12 protein-coding genes are annotated in these 17,116 nt (G+C 54.8%); 5 read left to right on the top strand and 7 right to left on the bottom strand.

The features are described 5' to 3' along the window. Window positions 1-10: 10 nt before the first annotated feature. Complete coding sequence (locus VGH19_07315) at window positions 11-1,231, bottom strand: bifunctional 3,4-dihydroxy-2-butanone-4-phosphate synthase/GTP cyclohydrolase II (GenBank protein ID HEY1171156.1); 1,221 nt, start codon at window positions 1,229-1,231, stop codon at window positions 11-13. Window positions 1,232-1,393: 162 nt separating this feature from the next. Between VGH19_07315 and VGH19_07310 the strand changes: the two genes are divergently transcribed. Both VGH19_07310 and VGH19_07305 read left to right on the top strand, forming a co-directional pair. Beyond that, on the top strand, window positions 1,394-3,325 hold the full coding sequence (locus tag VGH19_07310; protein HEY1171155.1) for a DUF5722 domain-containing protein: 1,932 nt from the start codon (window positions 1,394-1,396) through the stop codon (window positions 3,323-3,325). 19 nt (window positions 3,326-3,344) lie between these two features. Further along, on the top strand, window positions 3,345-4,796 hold the full coding sequence (locus VGH19_07305) for a sulfatase (protein HEY1171154.1): 1,452 nt from the start codon (window positions 3,345-3,347) through the stop codon (window positions 4,794-4,796). 3 nt (window positions 4,797-4,799) lie between these two features. Here the strand turns inward: VGH19_07305 and VGH19_07300 are convergent, their stop codons facing one another. Beyond that, the gene (locus tag VGH19_07300) at window positions 4,800-5,663 is read right to left on the bottom strand and encodes an alpha/beta hydrolase (protein HEY1171153.1); all 864 of its coding nucleotides are present in this window, start codon (window positions 5,661-5,663) and stop codon (window positions 4,800-4,802) included. Window positions 5,664-5,967: 304 nt separating this feature from the next. On the opposite strand from VGH19_07300, the gene VGH19_07295 reads away from it, so the two are divergent. Beyond that, window positions 5,968-6,894 carry a DUF1559 domain-containing protein gene (locus VGH19_07295; GenBank protein HEY1171152.1) on the top strand — a complete coding sequence of 309 codons (927 nt, stop codon included), beginning with the start codon at window positions 5,968-5,970 and terminating at the stop codon, window positions 6,892-6,894. Window positions 6,895-6,903: 9 nt separating this feature from the next. Beyond that, a complete protein-coding gene (locus VGH19_07290; GenBank protein ID HEY1171151.1) occupies window positions 6,904-7,311 on the top strand; it encodes a hypothetical protein in 408 nt (135 codons plus the stop codon). 227 nt (window positions 7,312-7,538) lie between these two features. Here the strand turns inward: VGH19_07290 and VGH19_07285 are convergent, their stop codons facing one another. Further along, complete coding sequence (locus tag VGH19_07285) at window positions 7,539-9,392, bottom strand: peptide chain release factor 3 (protein HEY1171150.1); 1,854 nt, start codon at window positions 9,390-9,392, stop codon at window positions 7,539-7,541. 514 nt (window positions 9,393-9,906) lie between these two features. Between VGH19_07285 and VGH19_07280 the strand changes: the two genes are divergently transcribed. After that, window positions 9,907-10,848, top strand: a complete 942-nt coding sequence (locus VGH19_07280) for a WYL domain-containing protein (GenBank protein ID HEY1171149.1) — start codon at window positions 9,907-9,909, stop codon at window positions 10,846-10,848. 15 nt (window positions 10,849-10,863) lie between these two features. On the opposite strand, the gene VGH19_07275 is transcribed toward VGH19_07280, so the two are convergent. The 4 genes from VGH19_07275 to VGH19_07260 all read right to left on the bottom strand — a co-directional run bounded on the left by VGH19_07275 (window position 10,864) and on the right by VGH19_07260 (window position 17,116). Beyond that, window positions 10,864-12,588 carry a hypothetical protein gene (locus tag VGH19_07275; protein HEY1171148.1) on the bottom strand — a complete coding sequence of 575 codons (1,725 nt, stop codon included), beginning with the start codon at window positions 12,586-12,588 and terminating at the stop codon, window positions 10,864-10,866. A gap of 381 nt (window positions 12,589-12,969) precedes the next feature. Next, window positions 12,970-13,527, bottom strand: coding sequence for a hypothetical protein (locus tag VGH19_07270; GenBank protein HEY1171147.1), 558 nt, complete (start codon window positions 13,525-13,527; stop codon window positions 12,970-12,972). 119 nt (window positions 13,528-13,646) lie between these two features. Beyond that, window positions 13,647-14,519, bottom strand: a complete 873-nt coding sequence (locus tag VGH19_07265) for a transglutaminase family protein (GenBank protein HEY1171146.1) — start codon at window positions 14,517-14,519, stop codon at window positions 13,647-13,649. Then, window positions 14,516-17,116: a circularly permuted type 2 ATP-grasp protein gene (locus VGH19_07260; protein ID HEY1171145.1), complete on the bottom strand. Its 2,601-nt coding sequence runs from the start codon at window positions 17,114-17,116 to the stop codon at window positions 14,516-14,518. The genes VGH19_07265 and VGH19_07260 overlap by 4 nt, the downstream gene beginning before the upstream one ends.

The following is a 17,116-nucleotide window of genomic DNA, read 5'->3' as shown; positions in this document are numbered from 1 at the left end:
AAATCAACAATTAGATAAGGTGGCCCAGCTTGAGGCGCTTGGTCTGCAGATACTTTTGGTTGTGCGGATTCGCTTTCACGCGGATGGGCACTTGCTCGAGAATCTCGAGGCCATAACCATCCAGGCCCACTACTTTCTTGGGATTATTGGTAAGCAGGCGGATCTTTTTCAGGCCCAAATCCGTCAGGATTTGCGCGCCCAAGCCATACTCGCGCAGGTCCATGCCGTAACCCAGCTTCAGATTCGCTTCCACCGTGTCATATCCCTGCTCTTGCAGCTTATAGGCTTTGATCTTTGGGGCCAGACCGATGCCTCGACCTTCCTGACGCATGTAAACGATCACGCCGCGGCCTTCCTGGGAAATCTGCTTCATCGCCTGATGCAACTGCGGTCCGCAATCGCAACGGCAGGAGCCAAACACATCGCCGGTCAGGCATTCGCTATGCACACGGACCAAGGCGCCCGGTTTGCCTGAAACATCACCCTTCACCAAGGCCAGATGATTTTGCCCGTCCACACGTGATTCGTAGAGATGCAGGTCAAAGTCACCGAAAGCCGTGGGCATCTTCACGACTTCCACGCGCTCAATCAGCTTGTCACTCTGGCGCCGGTATTTGATCAGGTCTTCGATAGTTCCAAGTTTGAGCTTATGTTTTTTGGCGAATTTGATCAGTTCAGGGAGACGCGCCATCTCACCACTATCACTCATGATCTCGCAGATCACCCCCATGGGACGGCATCCGGCAAGTTGAGCCAGATCCACCGCTGCTTCCGTATGACCAGCGCGTTGGAGAACACCGCCCGGACGGGCGCGCAAAGGAAATACATGCCCCGGCTGCACCAGGTCTTGGGGGACTGAAGTAGGCTCAGCCATCACTTGGATAGTCTTGGCGCGATCGGCCGCACTGATACCGGTAGAAACACCTTTGGCCGCATCGACACTCACCTGAAAATCCGTCTTAAATGTGTCCCGGTTCTGCACCACCATCTGTTCGATGCCTAATTGTTTAAGCCGGTCAGATGTCGTCGGCACACAGATCAAGCCGCGTCCATGCTTGGCCATGAAATTGATGGCAGCAGGCGTCGCATGTTGAGCGGCCATGATGAGATCCCCCTCGTTCTCGCGGTCTGCATCATCCACCAAGATGACCATTTTTCCTTTACGGATATCCGCCACCACCTCATCGATGGGAGCGAATTGAGGTGCCTTTGTGACTTTCTTTTTCGCCATGACGATTCCGTAATCGTCCAGAAACGGCTTAACCGCAACTCAAAACAGCATCTATGTGCCAGTCTTGACCGCAGACATCCGGCTGGGGAGATTACCGGCAATCACATGTTCAGCCGTATACCATTCTTCCGGGCTTTGGCAGGCGCCGCTGTGTATTTTGTAATGGGGATTCTACACGCAGCGGCAGCCGATGCCCCCCTGCCATCTTATGACTTTCGGGGTATCAAGCAAGGTTTCGGGTGGCAGGCGGCCAATCACATAATCGGTTCGAGCTTCACTTCCGAAGGGCTGCAATTCGCCATCACCGGCAACGACCCATTCCTGCTCAGTCCGGCGACAAATTACCCGGCCAGCGCCAAGCTATGCCTGCATCTGCGTTTACGTTCTGAAACCGGCGGACGGGGACAGGTCTTTTTCTTCCAGAAGAATTACACCGAGGAAAATTCCCTGTGGTTTCATGCGGACAAAGGAGCTTGGACCGAAGTGCGCCTTCCTTTGCCGCAACTAGGCAGTGGCGTCAAGCTGCGGGTAGATCCTCCAGGCGGCGCAGGACGGTGCATCATCAGTTTCATACGCGTGGAACACACGGAGGGCTTTGGCATCACTGAAGTGACTGCCTCGGCCAAAGACATCATCCTGAACACCAAGATCGAAGCTCCTGTACAGATCGTAGAACTGCCTTTTCATCAAAGTTATGCTGCCGCAGCGGCCAGCAATGCGGCGGTGGTGCTGACCGTCCCCGCATCGGGTTCTTTTCAAATCCCCCGCTTTGATGGAGCACGCGACCGGCTTTACTCCATTTTTGTAGCCACCCGCACTAATTCTTTAGGACAGCGGGAAACCATCGGGCCCATCCGTTTTGTGGAGAAAACTGGGAACATATCCCAATACGCCCTGCCTTATCCTGCAGCCTCCAGCAAAAAAGGCCTGCAAGTGCAGATGATCGATGACGCGCTCGCCTTGGGCGTGAAACACGCCGCCCTCAATCTTAACCTCACCGCACTCATCGATCCCACGAAACAGGCGAACAATTATTTCTGGAAAATGGATGGCGAGACATTTCACTTCAACCGCGCCTATATCGACAGCTTGGGAATCAAACAGCTCACTGACGCCGGCGTGAATGTCTCACTCATCCTGCTCGCCTATGCCAGTGGTGATCCGGGTCGTGATTTCTTTCTGCATCCATGGTTTGATCGCAACGCACCGAATCGCCTGGGTGCGTTCAATGTGCGCACACCGGAAGGTGTTAAATGGCTTAAGGCAGCGATGGAATTCCTTGCTGATCGCTATTCTCGCCCTGATGCGGTGAACGGCCACGTATGGGGCTACATCGTGGGCAACGAGGTGAACTCCCATTGGCATTGGTATAATATGGGGCAGGCCCGCGAAAGCCTCGTGGCTCAGGAATACGAACGCGCCGTCCGGCTTATCCACACGGCCATCCGCAAGTATTCGCCTTCAGCACGCGTTTATCTTTCATTGGAGCATCACTGGAATACCGCTTATGAACGGAACCTCTTCCGCACCTGCACTGGTCGTGGTTTGGTGGATGAATTCAACCGGCTGGCACAGATGGGCGGCAATTTTGACTGGCATCTAGCCTTTCATCCTTATCCGGAGGACCTCACCAACCCACGCACTTGGGAAGACCGCACGGCCACGGCTTCCCCAAATACGGCCCGCATCACTTTTCGCAACCTGCATCTGCTGCCCGCCTATCTCAGGCAGTCCGTCCTGCTCTATAATGGCCAACCGCGCCGCATCATCTTGTCCGAGCAAGGCTTCAACTCCCGCGGCACTGCTGAAAGCGAACTGGAGCAGGCTGCGGCCTACTGCTATGCCTACCGTAAAGTGGACGCTATCGAGGGGATTGATTCCTTCATCTATCACCGCCACGTGGACCACTCTCAAGAAGGAGGCCTGAACTTGGGACTCTGGAGACGCCAGCAAAACACGATTTCCAATCCCGGCAGCCAGAAACCGATCTATCGAGTCTTCCAAAATGCGGATACGGATGCCTGGGCCGAGACTTTTGATTTCGCCCGCTCCATCATCGGCATCAACCGATGGGAGGAGATATTGCGTGATTAAACCGCATCGAGTGACCATCATGAAACTGTCAATTTTGCTCAGCCTGCTCTCACTGACTGCCCTTTCACTGTCAGGCGCAGAAAAACCCAATGTGCTGTTCATCGCCATTGATGACCTGCGCCCTGAGCTGGGTTGCTATGGCGAACGTCACATGGTGACGCCGCATCTCGACAAGTTGGCATCTGAAGGCCGTTTGTTCCGGAATCATTATGTCCAAGTCCCAACCTGCGGCGCGTCCCGCTATGCAATGTTGACCGGCAAGTATCCCCGGCAGGCAGCGGCCATGGGCAACAATGCCGCCTCACTCGCACCCAAGACTGAACCGTCCCCACCTTACTCCCTGCCAATGCTGTTCAGGAAGAACGGCTACGAAACCGTATGCCTTGGAAAAATCTCGCACAGCGCGGATGGTATGAAAGGTGATGATAAAAGCAAAACACGGAACGGAGAACCTGAGTTGCCCTACTCGTGGGATGTCATCTGGGGTCCCAGCGGCGAATGGCACGATTCTTGGCGGGCATTCTTCGGTTATGCAGGCGGAAAAACACGCGATCGCAAAACCACTCCGGCTTTTGAAGGCGCAGATGTCTCCGACAACGGCTACCCGGATGGTCTGACCACCGAAGAGGCCATCAAGCAGCTCAATCGCTTGAAGGACAAACCTTTTTTTCTGGCGGTAGGCTTCTACAAACCCCACCTGCCTTTTAATGCACCTAAGAAGTATTGGGACCTGTATGATGCAAAAAAACTACCGTCTGCGCCATTTAAGGATGCACCAGCCAATGCGGACCCCAAGATCAGCCTGCACAAAGGTGGTGAATTACTCGGGCAATACACTTTTGACGGTGGCAAAGTGACAACCGTTGACGATGCCAATGCCGCCAAACTGCGTCACGCCTACTTCGCCGCAGTCAGTTACACCGATGCCCAAGTCGGTCGTGTGCTGGATGAACTCGACAAATTGGGCTTGAACAAAAAAACCATCGTCGTGGTCTGGGGCGATCACGGCTGGCATTTGGGCGATCATGGAGTATGGGGCAAGCACACCCTGCATGAACGCTCTCTGCGCAGTGCCTTTATCGTGCGCAGTCCAAACCAAAAACAGCCCGGAAAAGCCACGGATGCCATTGTGGAAGCGATTGATATCTTACCCACACTCACTGCGTTTGCGGGCATTCCTGCGATGCCCGCTGGCGATGGTCAAAGTTTGATCCCTCTCCTGGAAAACCCTCAAGCGAAGTGGTCAAATCCCGCCTTGAGCTTCTGGCGCAATGGCGGACACACCGGCCAAAGCATCCGCACAGACCGTTACCGCCTAACTCGCTGGATCAATGACAAAACGAAGGAAGTAGGCCAGATGGAGCTTTATGACCATTTGAACGACCCTTACGAGACAAAGAATATCGCCCTCAAAGAACCCAAAATGGTCGAGCAATTAAGCAGGCAATTGCTTAGGCAAGCAGATAACTGATGTCTATTCGCTCTTCAGATGTTGGTCAAAAAAGCCCAGCACTACCGGCCTTAAATCCCGCTGCTTGGGTTGCAAGTGAAACGTATGCGGGGCCTCCGGGATGATGATCAACTCGTGATGTGTCCCCGCTTTCTTCAAAGCCTCGGCAAAGAATTCGGACTGCTGATAAGGCACCGTTTTGTCACCTGTGCCATGCAAGATCAGCACCGGAGGATCATTCTTGTCGGCGTAAAAGTGCGGTGAAGCCTGTTTATAAAGTTCAGGGGCTTCCGCACGGGTTTTACGGAACATCTTGATATCCTCACGCTCAGTCAGATTGATCGGCCCATATAGATCCACCACGCACTGGATACGGCAGGAAAACTCACCGTAAGGCCCTTTCGGGTCGAGCCCATCCTTCGCCTCCGTCAGCGCCAGCATGGAAACCAGATGCCCGCCCGCCGAACCGCCGATGGCACCGATCTTATCAGGGTCGATCTGCAAACGTTCCGCGTTCTTGCGCAACCAGCGCACAGCGATTTTGCAATCATACAAGTTCTGCGGCCATGCAACATTTGTCCCCTTGGGATCCGCAAGCACATAATTGATGCTCATGGCCACGTAGCCCTTTAGTGCGAGATTCGTACCAATGTTTTGCTCGCGGGATGCAAACTTGTCACCGCCTGACCATCCGCCACCATGTACGATGACCACAGCCGGCACGCGTGTGCCCTTTGGAACCTCTGCCGGCAAATAAAGGTCTGCCTTTTCTTTCCGTCCTTCACCCAGGTAATCCACGTTTTTTTCAATCTTATAAACTTGCGCGAACAACGACGAAGCTCCGCTCAAAACGAAAAGAAACAGCAGCCGGGAAACGATGTGACGCATAATGACAATTTCCTCCTAACCTTTAAAAACGCCAGCACAAACACATGGTGAAACTTTCAAGCCAATGATTTGAATAGAGACATCCATTTGCACGTCGGTGTCCACTTGCTTCAAAAACCACACTGTGTACGGGGTGGCCTCTTTTGCTCAATTTGTGTACTGATGGCTGCGGTGTTTTCACCTGAACTGACCAAATTAAACCTATTTTGGCCAGTCTAGTCTGCTTGGTATGTGGCGTGCTAAGGCGGTATGGGCAGCTTTTTTGCCCGTGTTGTAACCTCTGATGCTGAAATAGTTGTATCCTATGAAATACACCTCACTCACTCCGCGCATATCGCAGTTCCGTGCCGGGGCGTTCACCCTGATCGAACTGCTCGTCGTGATTGCCATCATCGCGATCCTTGCCGGCATGCTCCTGCCTGCCCTCGCCAAGGCCAAGATGAAGGCGCAATCTACCAAGTGTCTGAACAACTTGAAACAGATCGGCACTGCCAATGCGATGTACACCAGTGATAACAAGGACAAGTTGCCCTATGGCGTCATTCGCAGTGTCTTTATCAGCGGTTCCACCCGTGATTGGTCTTGGGATGACCTGCTGCACGGCTATCTCGGCGGCTCTATGAGTTGGGCTGAACTTTCATTTTCGCCCATCTACAAATCGACAAATTCCAATCAAACGCTCATCTGTCCCTCGGATCGGGCCGTGAATGGCTGGACTTATGGTGCCAAGCGCACTTACGCAATGCCCCGCCACCAGCAAGGCGTAGCCGACTCAGCCACCTTCGACACCATAGCAAACACATGGCCGCCAAATCCCGCGAACCGTTGTGGCGTAGGTCTGTACTGGGTCACCAGCGGCAGCGGCATTGGTCGCAACTGGGATACGCGCGATATCGCTGACGATGCTACCAAGCCGTATCCGCGCAACCAGAAAGCCATATATGCCGCTGTGATGCGTGCCCCAAGCGAAACCATCACGATGACAGAATTTGTGAACACAGGCAGCTATCAAGGCTACCAACTGGGGGCAGTCATCCTCTCCGCCTCCTATCAAGTCGGCGGCACGAACAACACCACTGATGTGACCACCGATTCCTTCCACAACAAGACCCTGAACTATGTGATGGCAGATGGGCGTGTGGAGAATCTCCAGATGGCCGCCACACTCGGTAATACAAACGTGAACGACTCCAAACAGACAGGCATGTGGACTATCGCCGCAAACGACTAAAAACCGTCTATGAACAAGTCTTACTTTTTTTCTCTCGCCTTTGCGACAATCGCCCTCGGCTGCTCCGATCCAGTCGTGGATGAACCTGTGGCCGCGCCTCCTCCGCAACCGGTGGATGGCCCAGCCATCAGCATCGTTGAGCCGATCACAACTCCTGCTATAGCTCCCTCGGGAGTCGCCGTAGTGACACCTGCCACCACTCCAGGCGATCAAATGCCCGAAACCGTCGCTACCGAGCAAACCCTCCACACCATCAACATGTTCCTCTTGGAATACCAAGCTGGTGGAGGACGTATTCCGGCGACTGTTGAAGAGTTGGTGCAGCAAAAGATCGTGCCCAAGCTGCCTTCCCCTCCTGCTGGCAAGCGATTCGAGATCGACCAGCAAAAAGCTGTCATCTCTTTGGCTGACATCTGATTCCCCCCCATCCAACCTCCCTGACCTGCAACCGCAATCCGGCCCCGGCTGGATTGCGGCTTTTCATCCCTGAGACTGGCCCATCCCTTGCTATCTCACACCTGAACGCCCCGCTTACCCCGGTGCGACATCACGGTGGCAAGGTGACCATTCCGGTCCCGTTTCTGTTGGATGAAAGCATCGAAACAGTGTGCGCACGATGCTCCAACGGCCTTGCCACCGATTTTTTATTTCTTGGGAGCTTTGTCTTTCAACTCCACGCCCTTGTTGGTTTCCGAGAAGTATCCCGCAGACCAATCATTGGAAAACATCACCGCCAAATTCCCATCGCTGTCATAGACCAGCTTGGCACCTGATGGCAGACTCAACTTCTCGCTATCTTCCGCCGTAAAACCTTCTGGCAACCACCGGATGACGCTCCACGGCGCTTGCTCCAACCGCGACTCTGCCCCGTATTCACTCTCCAAACGATACTGTACCACCTCGAACTGCAGCGGACCGACCGCGCCCAGCAACGGAATCTTCAGCAGCGAATCCTTCAACGTCAAAACCTGGATCACGCCCTCTTGCAAAAGCTGGTCCAAGCCTTGGCGGAACTGCTTGTACTTCGCCGGTGTTGGATTATGCAGATACGCGAAACTCTCCGGCGTGAAGCGCGGGATTTCTTTGTAGTTGATACTGGCATCCGTCGTCAGAGTGTCACCGATACCGAAATCCGATAGGCCGACCAAGCCGATCACATCACCCGGATACGCCTCATCCACCGTCTCACGATCTTGTCCGAACAACTTATGCGAGCTAGATAGACGCACCTTCTTGCCCGTACGCGGATGATTCACCGTCATATCGCGCTCGAACTTACCCGAGCACACACGGATGAACGCGATACGATCCCGATGCTTCGGGTCCATGTTCGCCTGAATCTTGAAAATAAAGCCCGAGAACGTCGGACTCTCCGGCGAGATATGCACACCCGCCATCACACGCGGCTTCGGCGCAGGCGCATACTTCAAGAAACCATCCAGCATCAACTGCACACCGAAATTATTCGCCGCACTGCCGAAGAAAACGGGCGTCGTCTTGCCATCCAAGACAGACTGCACATCGAACTCCTCACCTGCGATGTCCAGCATCTCCAGTTCTTCGCTCACTTGTGCATACGTGCCTTCATCCAAGCGATTCTTGATCTCCGGATCATTGATATCGCTCACCTCCACGGGCGCGCGGAACGCACCACCCACCGTGCGCTCGAAAAGATGCATTTGCTTCGAGTGACGATCATACACGCCCTTGAAATCACCCAACGTGCCCACAGGCCAGTTCACCGGAAACGCACCGAGGCCGAGCACCTTTTCCAATTCATCCAGCAACTTCAATGGCGGGATCATCGGACGATCGCACTTGTTCATGAACGTGAAGATCGGCACCCCACGTTGCGCGCACACCTCGAACAGCTTGCGTGTCTGGCTCTCGATACCCTTCGCCGCATCGATCACCATGATCACCGCATCCACCGCCGTGAGCACGCGATACGTATCCTCGGAGAAATCCTTGTGACCCGGCGTATCCAGCAGATTGATGCGATACCCATCGTAATCGAACTGCAACACCGTGGAACTCACTGAGATACCGCGCTTCCGCTCCAGCTCCATCCAGTCAGAAGTCGTGGACCGCTGACTCTTGCGCGCCGTCACGGAGCCAGCCAACTGCACAGCCCCGCCGTAAAGCAGCAGCTTTTCCGTCAACGTCGTCTTGCCCGCGTCCGGATGCGAGATGATCGCGAACGTCCGGCGCTTGGATATTTCAGTAACTAAGTCCACAAGGGGCGGCACGCTAGCAAACCCACACGATGGAACAAGGATGAAGTTCTCGATCCAATCGTGCTCGTCCTCGTCGTCGTCCTTCGTCCTCGCCCCCCTTCCCCGATAAACCAAACAGCCGCCCTCGGCTGCCACCAACATAGTGGGACGGGCGCCACCGCCTGTCCAGCCTCCCCCGTAGCGCAAGCGTCCCGCTTGCCGTCCGGGCAGTCCGTCCCGGCTGCCTCCCCCTCCTCTTTTCCACTCTCCAATCGTTTTCATCTACGCGCAGTTCTAACACCCCAAGTATGACATCCGCTGTCATACCTGAAAAATAGTTCAAAAATATTTTTACCCCCATTCCGTCCTCAAAATCCTTTGCGCTAAGCAATTCGAGCAATTCCGGAGGAATGCCAGCTTGTAGCCGGTTGGTTAAGCGAGGAACGAGCGACACCACCGGACCAAATGCCCCAAATGTTCTCCCTCTACCCTATATATAGGCAGGCCGAGCTTCGGCGGAGAGGGCCAGGGTGAGGGTTGAGCGCGCCAATAGTTTAATTTTCTGATGCGATGCTGAAATACTTTCCACCTATAAATTTTGCCCTGCCTTACTGTGGCCCGCCAGTGCAACTGGCCTGGCAAGATTTCCCTTGCTTACCCATCACACCGGCTCATCCTTTCTACCAAGGAGGAGGGACCGATGAAACGACTCAAGCACAGAACTAGACCCAACCGCTGCCAGAAACAACTCTGCAGCCGACCACCCATTCGCCGTATCAGCTACATCCTGCACCAGATGCGCGACGGCCATTTCCCCAACACCGCCAGCATCGCCCGCGATCTCGAGATCGATCGCCGCACCATCTTCCGGGACATGGAATACCTCCGCGACTCCCTCGGCTACGATTTCGAGTATGTCAGTTGCAAACGCGGCTTCCGCCTGACTAAAGACAGCCAAGAACTCCCCGCCCTGACAACGATTACCCAGGGAGAACTCATCGCCCTCATCCTCGCCCAAAAAGCCCTTGCTGAATTTAGCGGCACACCCTTCGAGCAACCGCTCCAAGCCGCCCTACAGAAACTCGCCGACTCCTTCCCCGAAGAAATCACCGTAGAACGCGACGACCTCGCCACCCTTATCTCCTTTCACGATTTCGCGCACACACCTGTCAGCCATGACATCTTCCAAACCATCAGCACCGCCCTACGCCAATCTGTTGAGTTAAGATTAACCTACCAGAAGCCAAGCGCGACCGAACCCGAACTCCGCCACGTGCGCCCCTACCACCTCGCCTGCATCCAGCGCCAATGGTATCTCTTTGCCCACGACCTGCACCGGGACGACCTCCGCCGCTTCCACCTCAGCCGCATCCGATCCATTGAAATCACCGAGACAAACTTCACTCGCCCCAAGAACTTCTCCATACAGAAACTCCTCGCTGGCAGCTTCGCCCTCCACTCCGCCACCGGCCAATACGTCATCCGCATCCGCTTCACCGGCCTCGCCGCCGTCCTCGTCCAAGAAAGAACCTGGCACGCCACCCAAAAGATCACCCCGCTACCCGATGGCAAAATCGACCTCACCCTAAACCTAACCAGCCTCGAAGAAATCGAACGCTGGATTCTGAGTTGGGGAGCGGAGGCGGAAGTTTTGGCACCTGTTGAACTACGGAGCAGTGTCACTGGAAAAGCTAGCCATCTGGCAGCTAAATATCAACCGTCCCGTTCGGCGTCTTAAGCGCTAACTGTCTTATCAATACGAGTAGAAATCAGATGGCAACGGGATAGCGAAAGCAGCACAAAACTCACAGACATTCCCAGGTTCACCAAAGAGATAGATTGATAGGCCAGCATCAGAATGAACCCTCGTTAAACGCCGCACTTCACCGGTCAATTCCAGCGCGGCATTGACGGCGATCTCCACTGCGGTGACATGATAATCGCTCATTGCGTAACCCTCAAACTCAAAGAACCGATTCCCGTGAACGAAAGAGATTTGGTAGCTTTTGTCAATGTAGTCTGAGTCCGGCCTCTTCCTTTCCCGCAAGATTTGACTGCAAAAACGTGGCTGGAAAACACCACCGGTAGCACGCGAAAATTCAGCCAGCAGATGCGAATGGTTAGGCGGGTAATAATCAGGCTCAGAGGATACTTGATGCAGTATTTTCGTTTCTCTTAAGACCCATTCCAGCAAGTCTGCGTGAGTTGCTTTCGATCCACCGTCACGTTTGCGCACGGTTTCAATCACCGCCGGATCTGGTATGGTTTCCAACAAACCACGCCGTTTCAAATCCTGCCATACATTTTGAATCGTCCAGCCATGGAACTCCCACAGCACGTGCATTCGCAACGTAGGCTCAAGTTTGGGCAGGTATTCTTGCAACAATGCCCGTCCCTTATCACGACCATGCTGTAACAAGATATCTACAACAGTCCGATTTACGCGAAAGCCTTTCAGATCCACCGCAAGAGCATTTGCCATCATGTCCACCAGCTCATCCCATTGCGCTTCCGTAGCAACGGTTTGGAAGCATTCCAAGAACGGGGTATACAAATGACATTGGCTCAACCTAGGTTTCAGCAATGCTAAAGCCCGGTCAGGTTGCATACGGGCAATGGCTTGCAAGGCATAATCCCGGCTCACAGAATCTTCTGCCCGTGCAAAAATCTCCTCGAATGCAGGCAAGGCACGCGTTGTGCCAATATCTCTAAGGAGACGGACATTACCCTGATTATACTTGAGAGGATTTTGGGTATTGAGAAAGAAATCCTCCAAGGCAGTTAGCGCTTTATGAGAAAACGGTAGCTCTTTCTTCTGGGCAACCACTTCCAACCCCACACAAGCCAGCCAAGCTTCGTGATGGTTCGACGTGTGACGCAAGAACTCAGTGGCGATCTGGATATGTTCTTCTTTGACTCCATTCCTGCAAAACCAAATGATAATGCTGCCTTGGCTGGGTGGATTGGGAAACTGAAGCAGTTTTTCGAAAGCCAATGCCACCGGTTCACATTTCATTTGCGTGCAGGTATTCACCGCCATTTCACGCACCTTGATTTCTTCATCATATAGACACGAGAACAGCAGTTCAAATTCCGCTTCGTTTCGTGGTGGATACAGCTTTGTGTCCCATTCCAACAACGCTATTCGCCTGATTTCGGTGATCGGATTTTTGAGATTGGAAAGGATGAAATCGTGAAACTGTACGCAGCCAATATGGCCGAGCATGTAAGCGATGTTCAATCGCTTTAGCGTCTCTTCCGGGCCTAAACTGAGAAAAAGTTCACTCGCTTGCCGAATGAAATTTTCCTTATCAGCTTCTATTTCATCCCAACGTCCCAAAATCACCCTGCCTGTGTCCCGCAGCAATTCGAAAGCTGTGCGCGGCTTCGGCCAAGGATCTTTGTGCGTGCGCGCCAGTCCGTCGATCTCCGCCGGGGTGAGTTCTATGGATTCCAAGTTGATTTCCGTATGCGCCACTGCCTTCCTTTTTTAAAAAACAGCTTCTTTACAAAACCTTTAAAAATCCTGCTTTCGTCTTTCGCCTGCACAGACTACGGAGGAAGTTTTATCCGTTCAATCTCCTGCAATCACCCCCAAAAGCAAGTTACTTATAGCGGTTTTACATCCACCGGGCGCATCCGCACACTGCCCTCGATTGTCAGTGGCCGAGGAAAGCACGGTAACTCTCCACCACCCTCTCCCCTCGGAGGGGAGAGGGCCGGGGTGAGGGGTGCCGGGTTTTCCCATTCTCCTTGCTTCATTCTTTTCGGGGGAGGCAGTGTGAGGCACAGGGTCACGACATCGCTGACACCTTCACCTCATGCTCGCCACGGCATGAACTTGGAGCGAACTCTTCCCTCACTGGTCATCTTCGATGGCCTCCACCCCATACATATACCTCACCAACTCCATCAACTTTCCCCCGCTCGGCCCGTTCAAGCCATTGCCATACTTGGGATCGTAATGTTGCGCCCAATCCGCCGCTAGCTTGTATCCATCACTCGGCGTAGTCGTCAGCCCCAGATGCAACGCCAACCCCTTTTCCACCAGCATCACCGGCCAGCACTTGATCACCCGCACCGGCCCGAACTGCTGATGCACGTGCTCGTTCTGAAAATCCCGTGACCGATTGTGCAAGTCCAACGCCTTCGCCCGGTCAATTTGCTGAAACACACTTGCATAGGTGGACGACGTACCAAGCAGCTTTCTCGCCTCATCCAGCAACTCCCCGGCTTCTCCTTTGGTCTTACCCTTTCGGCCTGAAGCTTTACGCGCAATCCACAGGCCAAACACCTTCAACCGTCCCGGATGCTCAAACCACTTCTTCAATACTGTTAGTCGCGTCAGTGGAACATTTCCTTCGGCATCAATGCTGTCGATGATTTTAAGTATTTTCTCCGGCACATCAGTCGTCATGATGATCGCTCCACCAATTTTCGGAATCCTTTACTCCACCTCTTCACATCGTTTCCGCGTATTCAGCGTAGTCTGTGGTTTATCCCACTTCGACATACTGGCTCGCCGGTGCAACCGGCTTACAAAGGCTCCACATCCACCGATACCTTCACCTCATGCTCTCCACCGCCGGTGATGATCCCACCCACCGGGCTCACGTCATTAAAATCGCGCCCATACGCCACCGTGATATGCTCTTCGGCAGGCATCAGATTGTTCGTGGGATCGAAATCCACCCAGCCCAAATCCGGGCAATACACCGCGAACCATGCATGAGAGGCATCCGCACCAACCAAACGTTCCTTGCCCTCCGGCGGCTTCGTGCGCAGATACCCGCTCACATACCGCGCGGGCAATCCTAATGATCGCAGGCATGCGATCGAGAGATGCGCGAAGTCCTGACATACTCCGCGACGTGTCTCCAAGACCACTTCAAGCGGCGTCGAGACCGTTGTTGCCTTCGGATCGTATTTAAAATCGTGAAAGATGCGTGCGTTCAAATCCAACACACCTTCCAACAACGGCGTTTCCGCCGGAAAACTCTCCCGCGCATAATCCGCCAGTTCGGGATTTGCCCGGACAAAAAGCGAATCGAACACGTACTGATACGGCTCCACCACATCCGGCGACACCGGATCGCGGAAGACATCCACCACACGTTCCCAAGGTGCCGAGAGCGACGGCGCCGAAGGCGTCTCCGGCCGCACCTCCACCACGCTCTTCGCCACCACTTCCATGCTGTGATGCAATTCCTGCAACGTGAAAAAACACACGCTGTTCCCGAAGTAATCCGTGCGCACGCGCTGGATGGCAGGCTCCGGCTGGATACTCATCGCGAAACTCTCACGCTCCTGGCAACCCGTGATGCGCGGCTCTAATCGCGCCACATGATGCGACACCGCCACTGGCTCCGCATACTCGTAGATCGTGCGGTGGATCACCTTGAATTTCATATGCGGTTCCCCTCCCCGCCCGCCCGCGCGATGCGTGAATGCGCGAAGTAACTCACCGCGATCGCCTCCGAAAGCTTCGGCATCGCATTCAGCGTATCCGTGAGCACCTGCGCCGCCGCGCTCTTGTCCCAATCCTTCTCCATCTGCGCCAGCTCATTCGGATCCATCAGGCGCACCCGCGTCGTGCATTCCAGCAAGACCCGTTCACCCACGCTCAACTGCGCACTCTGCTGCTCGATCGGCAATCGGTCAAAATGCTTCTGTAACTGGCTGAGCTGGAAGATGAGCGATCGCGGATTCGTGTCATCGAGGATCAACAGATCAAACACCGCCGCGATATGCGGCAGCAGATTGTAGCGCGAACGATACGTGATCGTGCTGTCCGCCACCTCGAGCACGGCTTCAAGCACACTCGGATTATCCGCCTCTTCCGAGCGCAACACATCACGCAGCAACGTGCACAGGTAGATCGCCCGTTCGATACGCAAGCCGATGTCAATAAACCGCCAGCCCTGCGCCTTCGTCATGTTCTCGCGTGCGAGACCATTGAAAGCCGCCAGGCCAATCACCGTCTGGTTCAGCACCCCGATCGCATCGCCCGCCAGCACCACCGGCGCTGTCGTGGGCAACGTCAACCGGTCATCCAATTCGCTCAACACGCGCCACACATCATTCGATGTACGGTCACGTAACATCGTCGCCAGCCGCTGCAGATGATCTGCGATGCGTCGCAAGCTGCCCGACCGTTGCGAATCAAAGATCGCTCCCAGCAATTCCGCTTCCAACGCCTCCGGAGTCGTCTTCTTTTCCGGCGAAGGCGTTTGCAACTGTCCTTGCGCCTCCAATGTTTTCAATACCGGCATGAGCACCGGCAACGTGCTGCCTGTACTCTCCGGGTTAAACCGGTTCAACGCACTGCGCAACAAGCGCGCCGTCGAATCCGCCCGCTCGCAATAACGTCCCAGCCAGAAGAAATTATCCGCGAGACGGCTCGGCAAATTGTTGCCCACCCGCCGCAACTCCACCTCTTGTCCCGCCGTGTGCAGCAATGAAATTCCATCCACCGGTTTCTCAGACACCACCCAAGTGTCCTTGCTGCTGCCGCCCTTCTGCATCGTGACAAAGCGCCCTTCCACACCCGATGCCACACGCACCAATCCGCCCGGCATCACCTTGTAGCCATCCGCCGTCGCCACCAGATACACGCGCAAAGTCATCGGGCTAGGCACCAGTTTGTCCCCATTCCACATCGGTGCCGTGGAAAGCTCCACACGTTCCTGCGCCACGAAGAGATGCGGCTGGATAGCAATGCGCCGTTGCAACGCTTCCCGCTCCGCTTCGGTCATGCCACGCTCGGGATTCATTCCCTTCAAGTGACTGCGGAAAGCGGGCTTCACGAAAAGATCGTCCATGTGCTTCAGCACATAATCTTCCGCCTTCTGCTGTCCGCACCACCACGTCGCCACGGAAGGAATCTTCAATTCCTCACCCAAGATGTGTCTGCACAACCCCGGCAAGAAGGCCATGAACGCCGGGCTTTGCAGCAGACCGCTGCCCAAAGAATTCGCGATCGCCACATTGCCCGCACGGAACACTTCCGCCAAACCCGGCACACCCAACATGGAATCACTGCGCAGCTCTAGCGGATCGCAGAAATCATCATCCACACGGCGCAAGATCACATCGACCGGCTCCAGTCCGCTCAGCGTTTTCAGGAACACGCGATTATCCCGCACCGTAAGGTCTTGTCCCTCCACCATCGAGTAGCCGAGATACCGCGCCAGATATGCCTGTTCGAAATACGTTTCGTTATACGGCCCCGGCGTGAGCAATACGACACGCGGATTATCCGTGCGCCGCGAGGCCAGTTGCGCCAGCGACGTCTGCAATTCTCGGAAGAAACTCGCGAGCCGCAACACCTGACAATCACGGAACGATTCAGGCAGCACACGTGATGTCACCAGACGATTCGCCAGCGCATAACCCGCACCTGTCGGAATCTGCGTACGATCTGAGATCACCCACCAGCGCCCATCCGGCGAGCGCGCCAGATCCGCCGCATAGAGATGCAAGAACGTATCCTGTGGTGGCCGCACTCCGTGGCAGGGCCGCAAGAAATCAGGCTGCGCGAACACCAGCGCAGGCGGCAACCAACCCGAACGGATCAATTCCTGTTCACCGTAGCAATCCGCGATGACTTTGTTGATCAGTGTCGCCCGTTGAATAAGTGCCGTCTCAAGCCCATTCCATTCATTGGACGAAATCATGAACGGCACCGGATCAAGCTGCCACGGCCGTTCCATGCCGCGGGCATCACCGTAGATGTTATACGTGATACCCTGTTCATGAACGATACGCCGCGCCACATCCGTGCGGTGCTTGAGATCGTTGCGCCCCAGCTTCGTCAGATCCTCAACCAGCTTCCCGTATTGCGGGCGCATCGCGCCTTCCGCCGTGAACAATTCGTCATAGCCGGTCACGGACTGCCGGTATTGCTCCAGCAGCCACGGCACCGGTGCAGACCGGGTAGGCTTCAACAACTCGCTCATGTCGCCGCGAGCTTTTACCTCAGGCGACACCGTGCTGCCAACCTTCAT

Source organism: Verrucomicrobiia bacterium, assembly GCA_036405135.1.
GTDB lineage: Bacteria > Verrucomicrobiota > Verrucomicrobiia > Limisphaerales > JAEYXS01 > JAEYXS01.
Note: the sequence above shows the minus strand (reverse complement) of the source record. Positions and strands in the feature narration are given on the sequence as shown.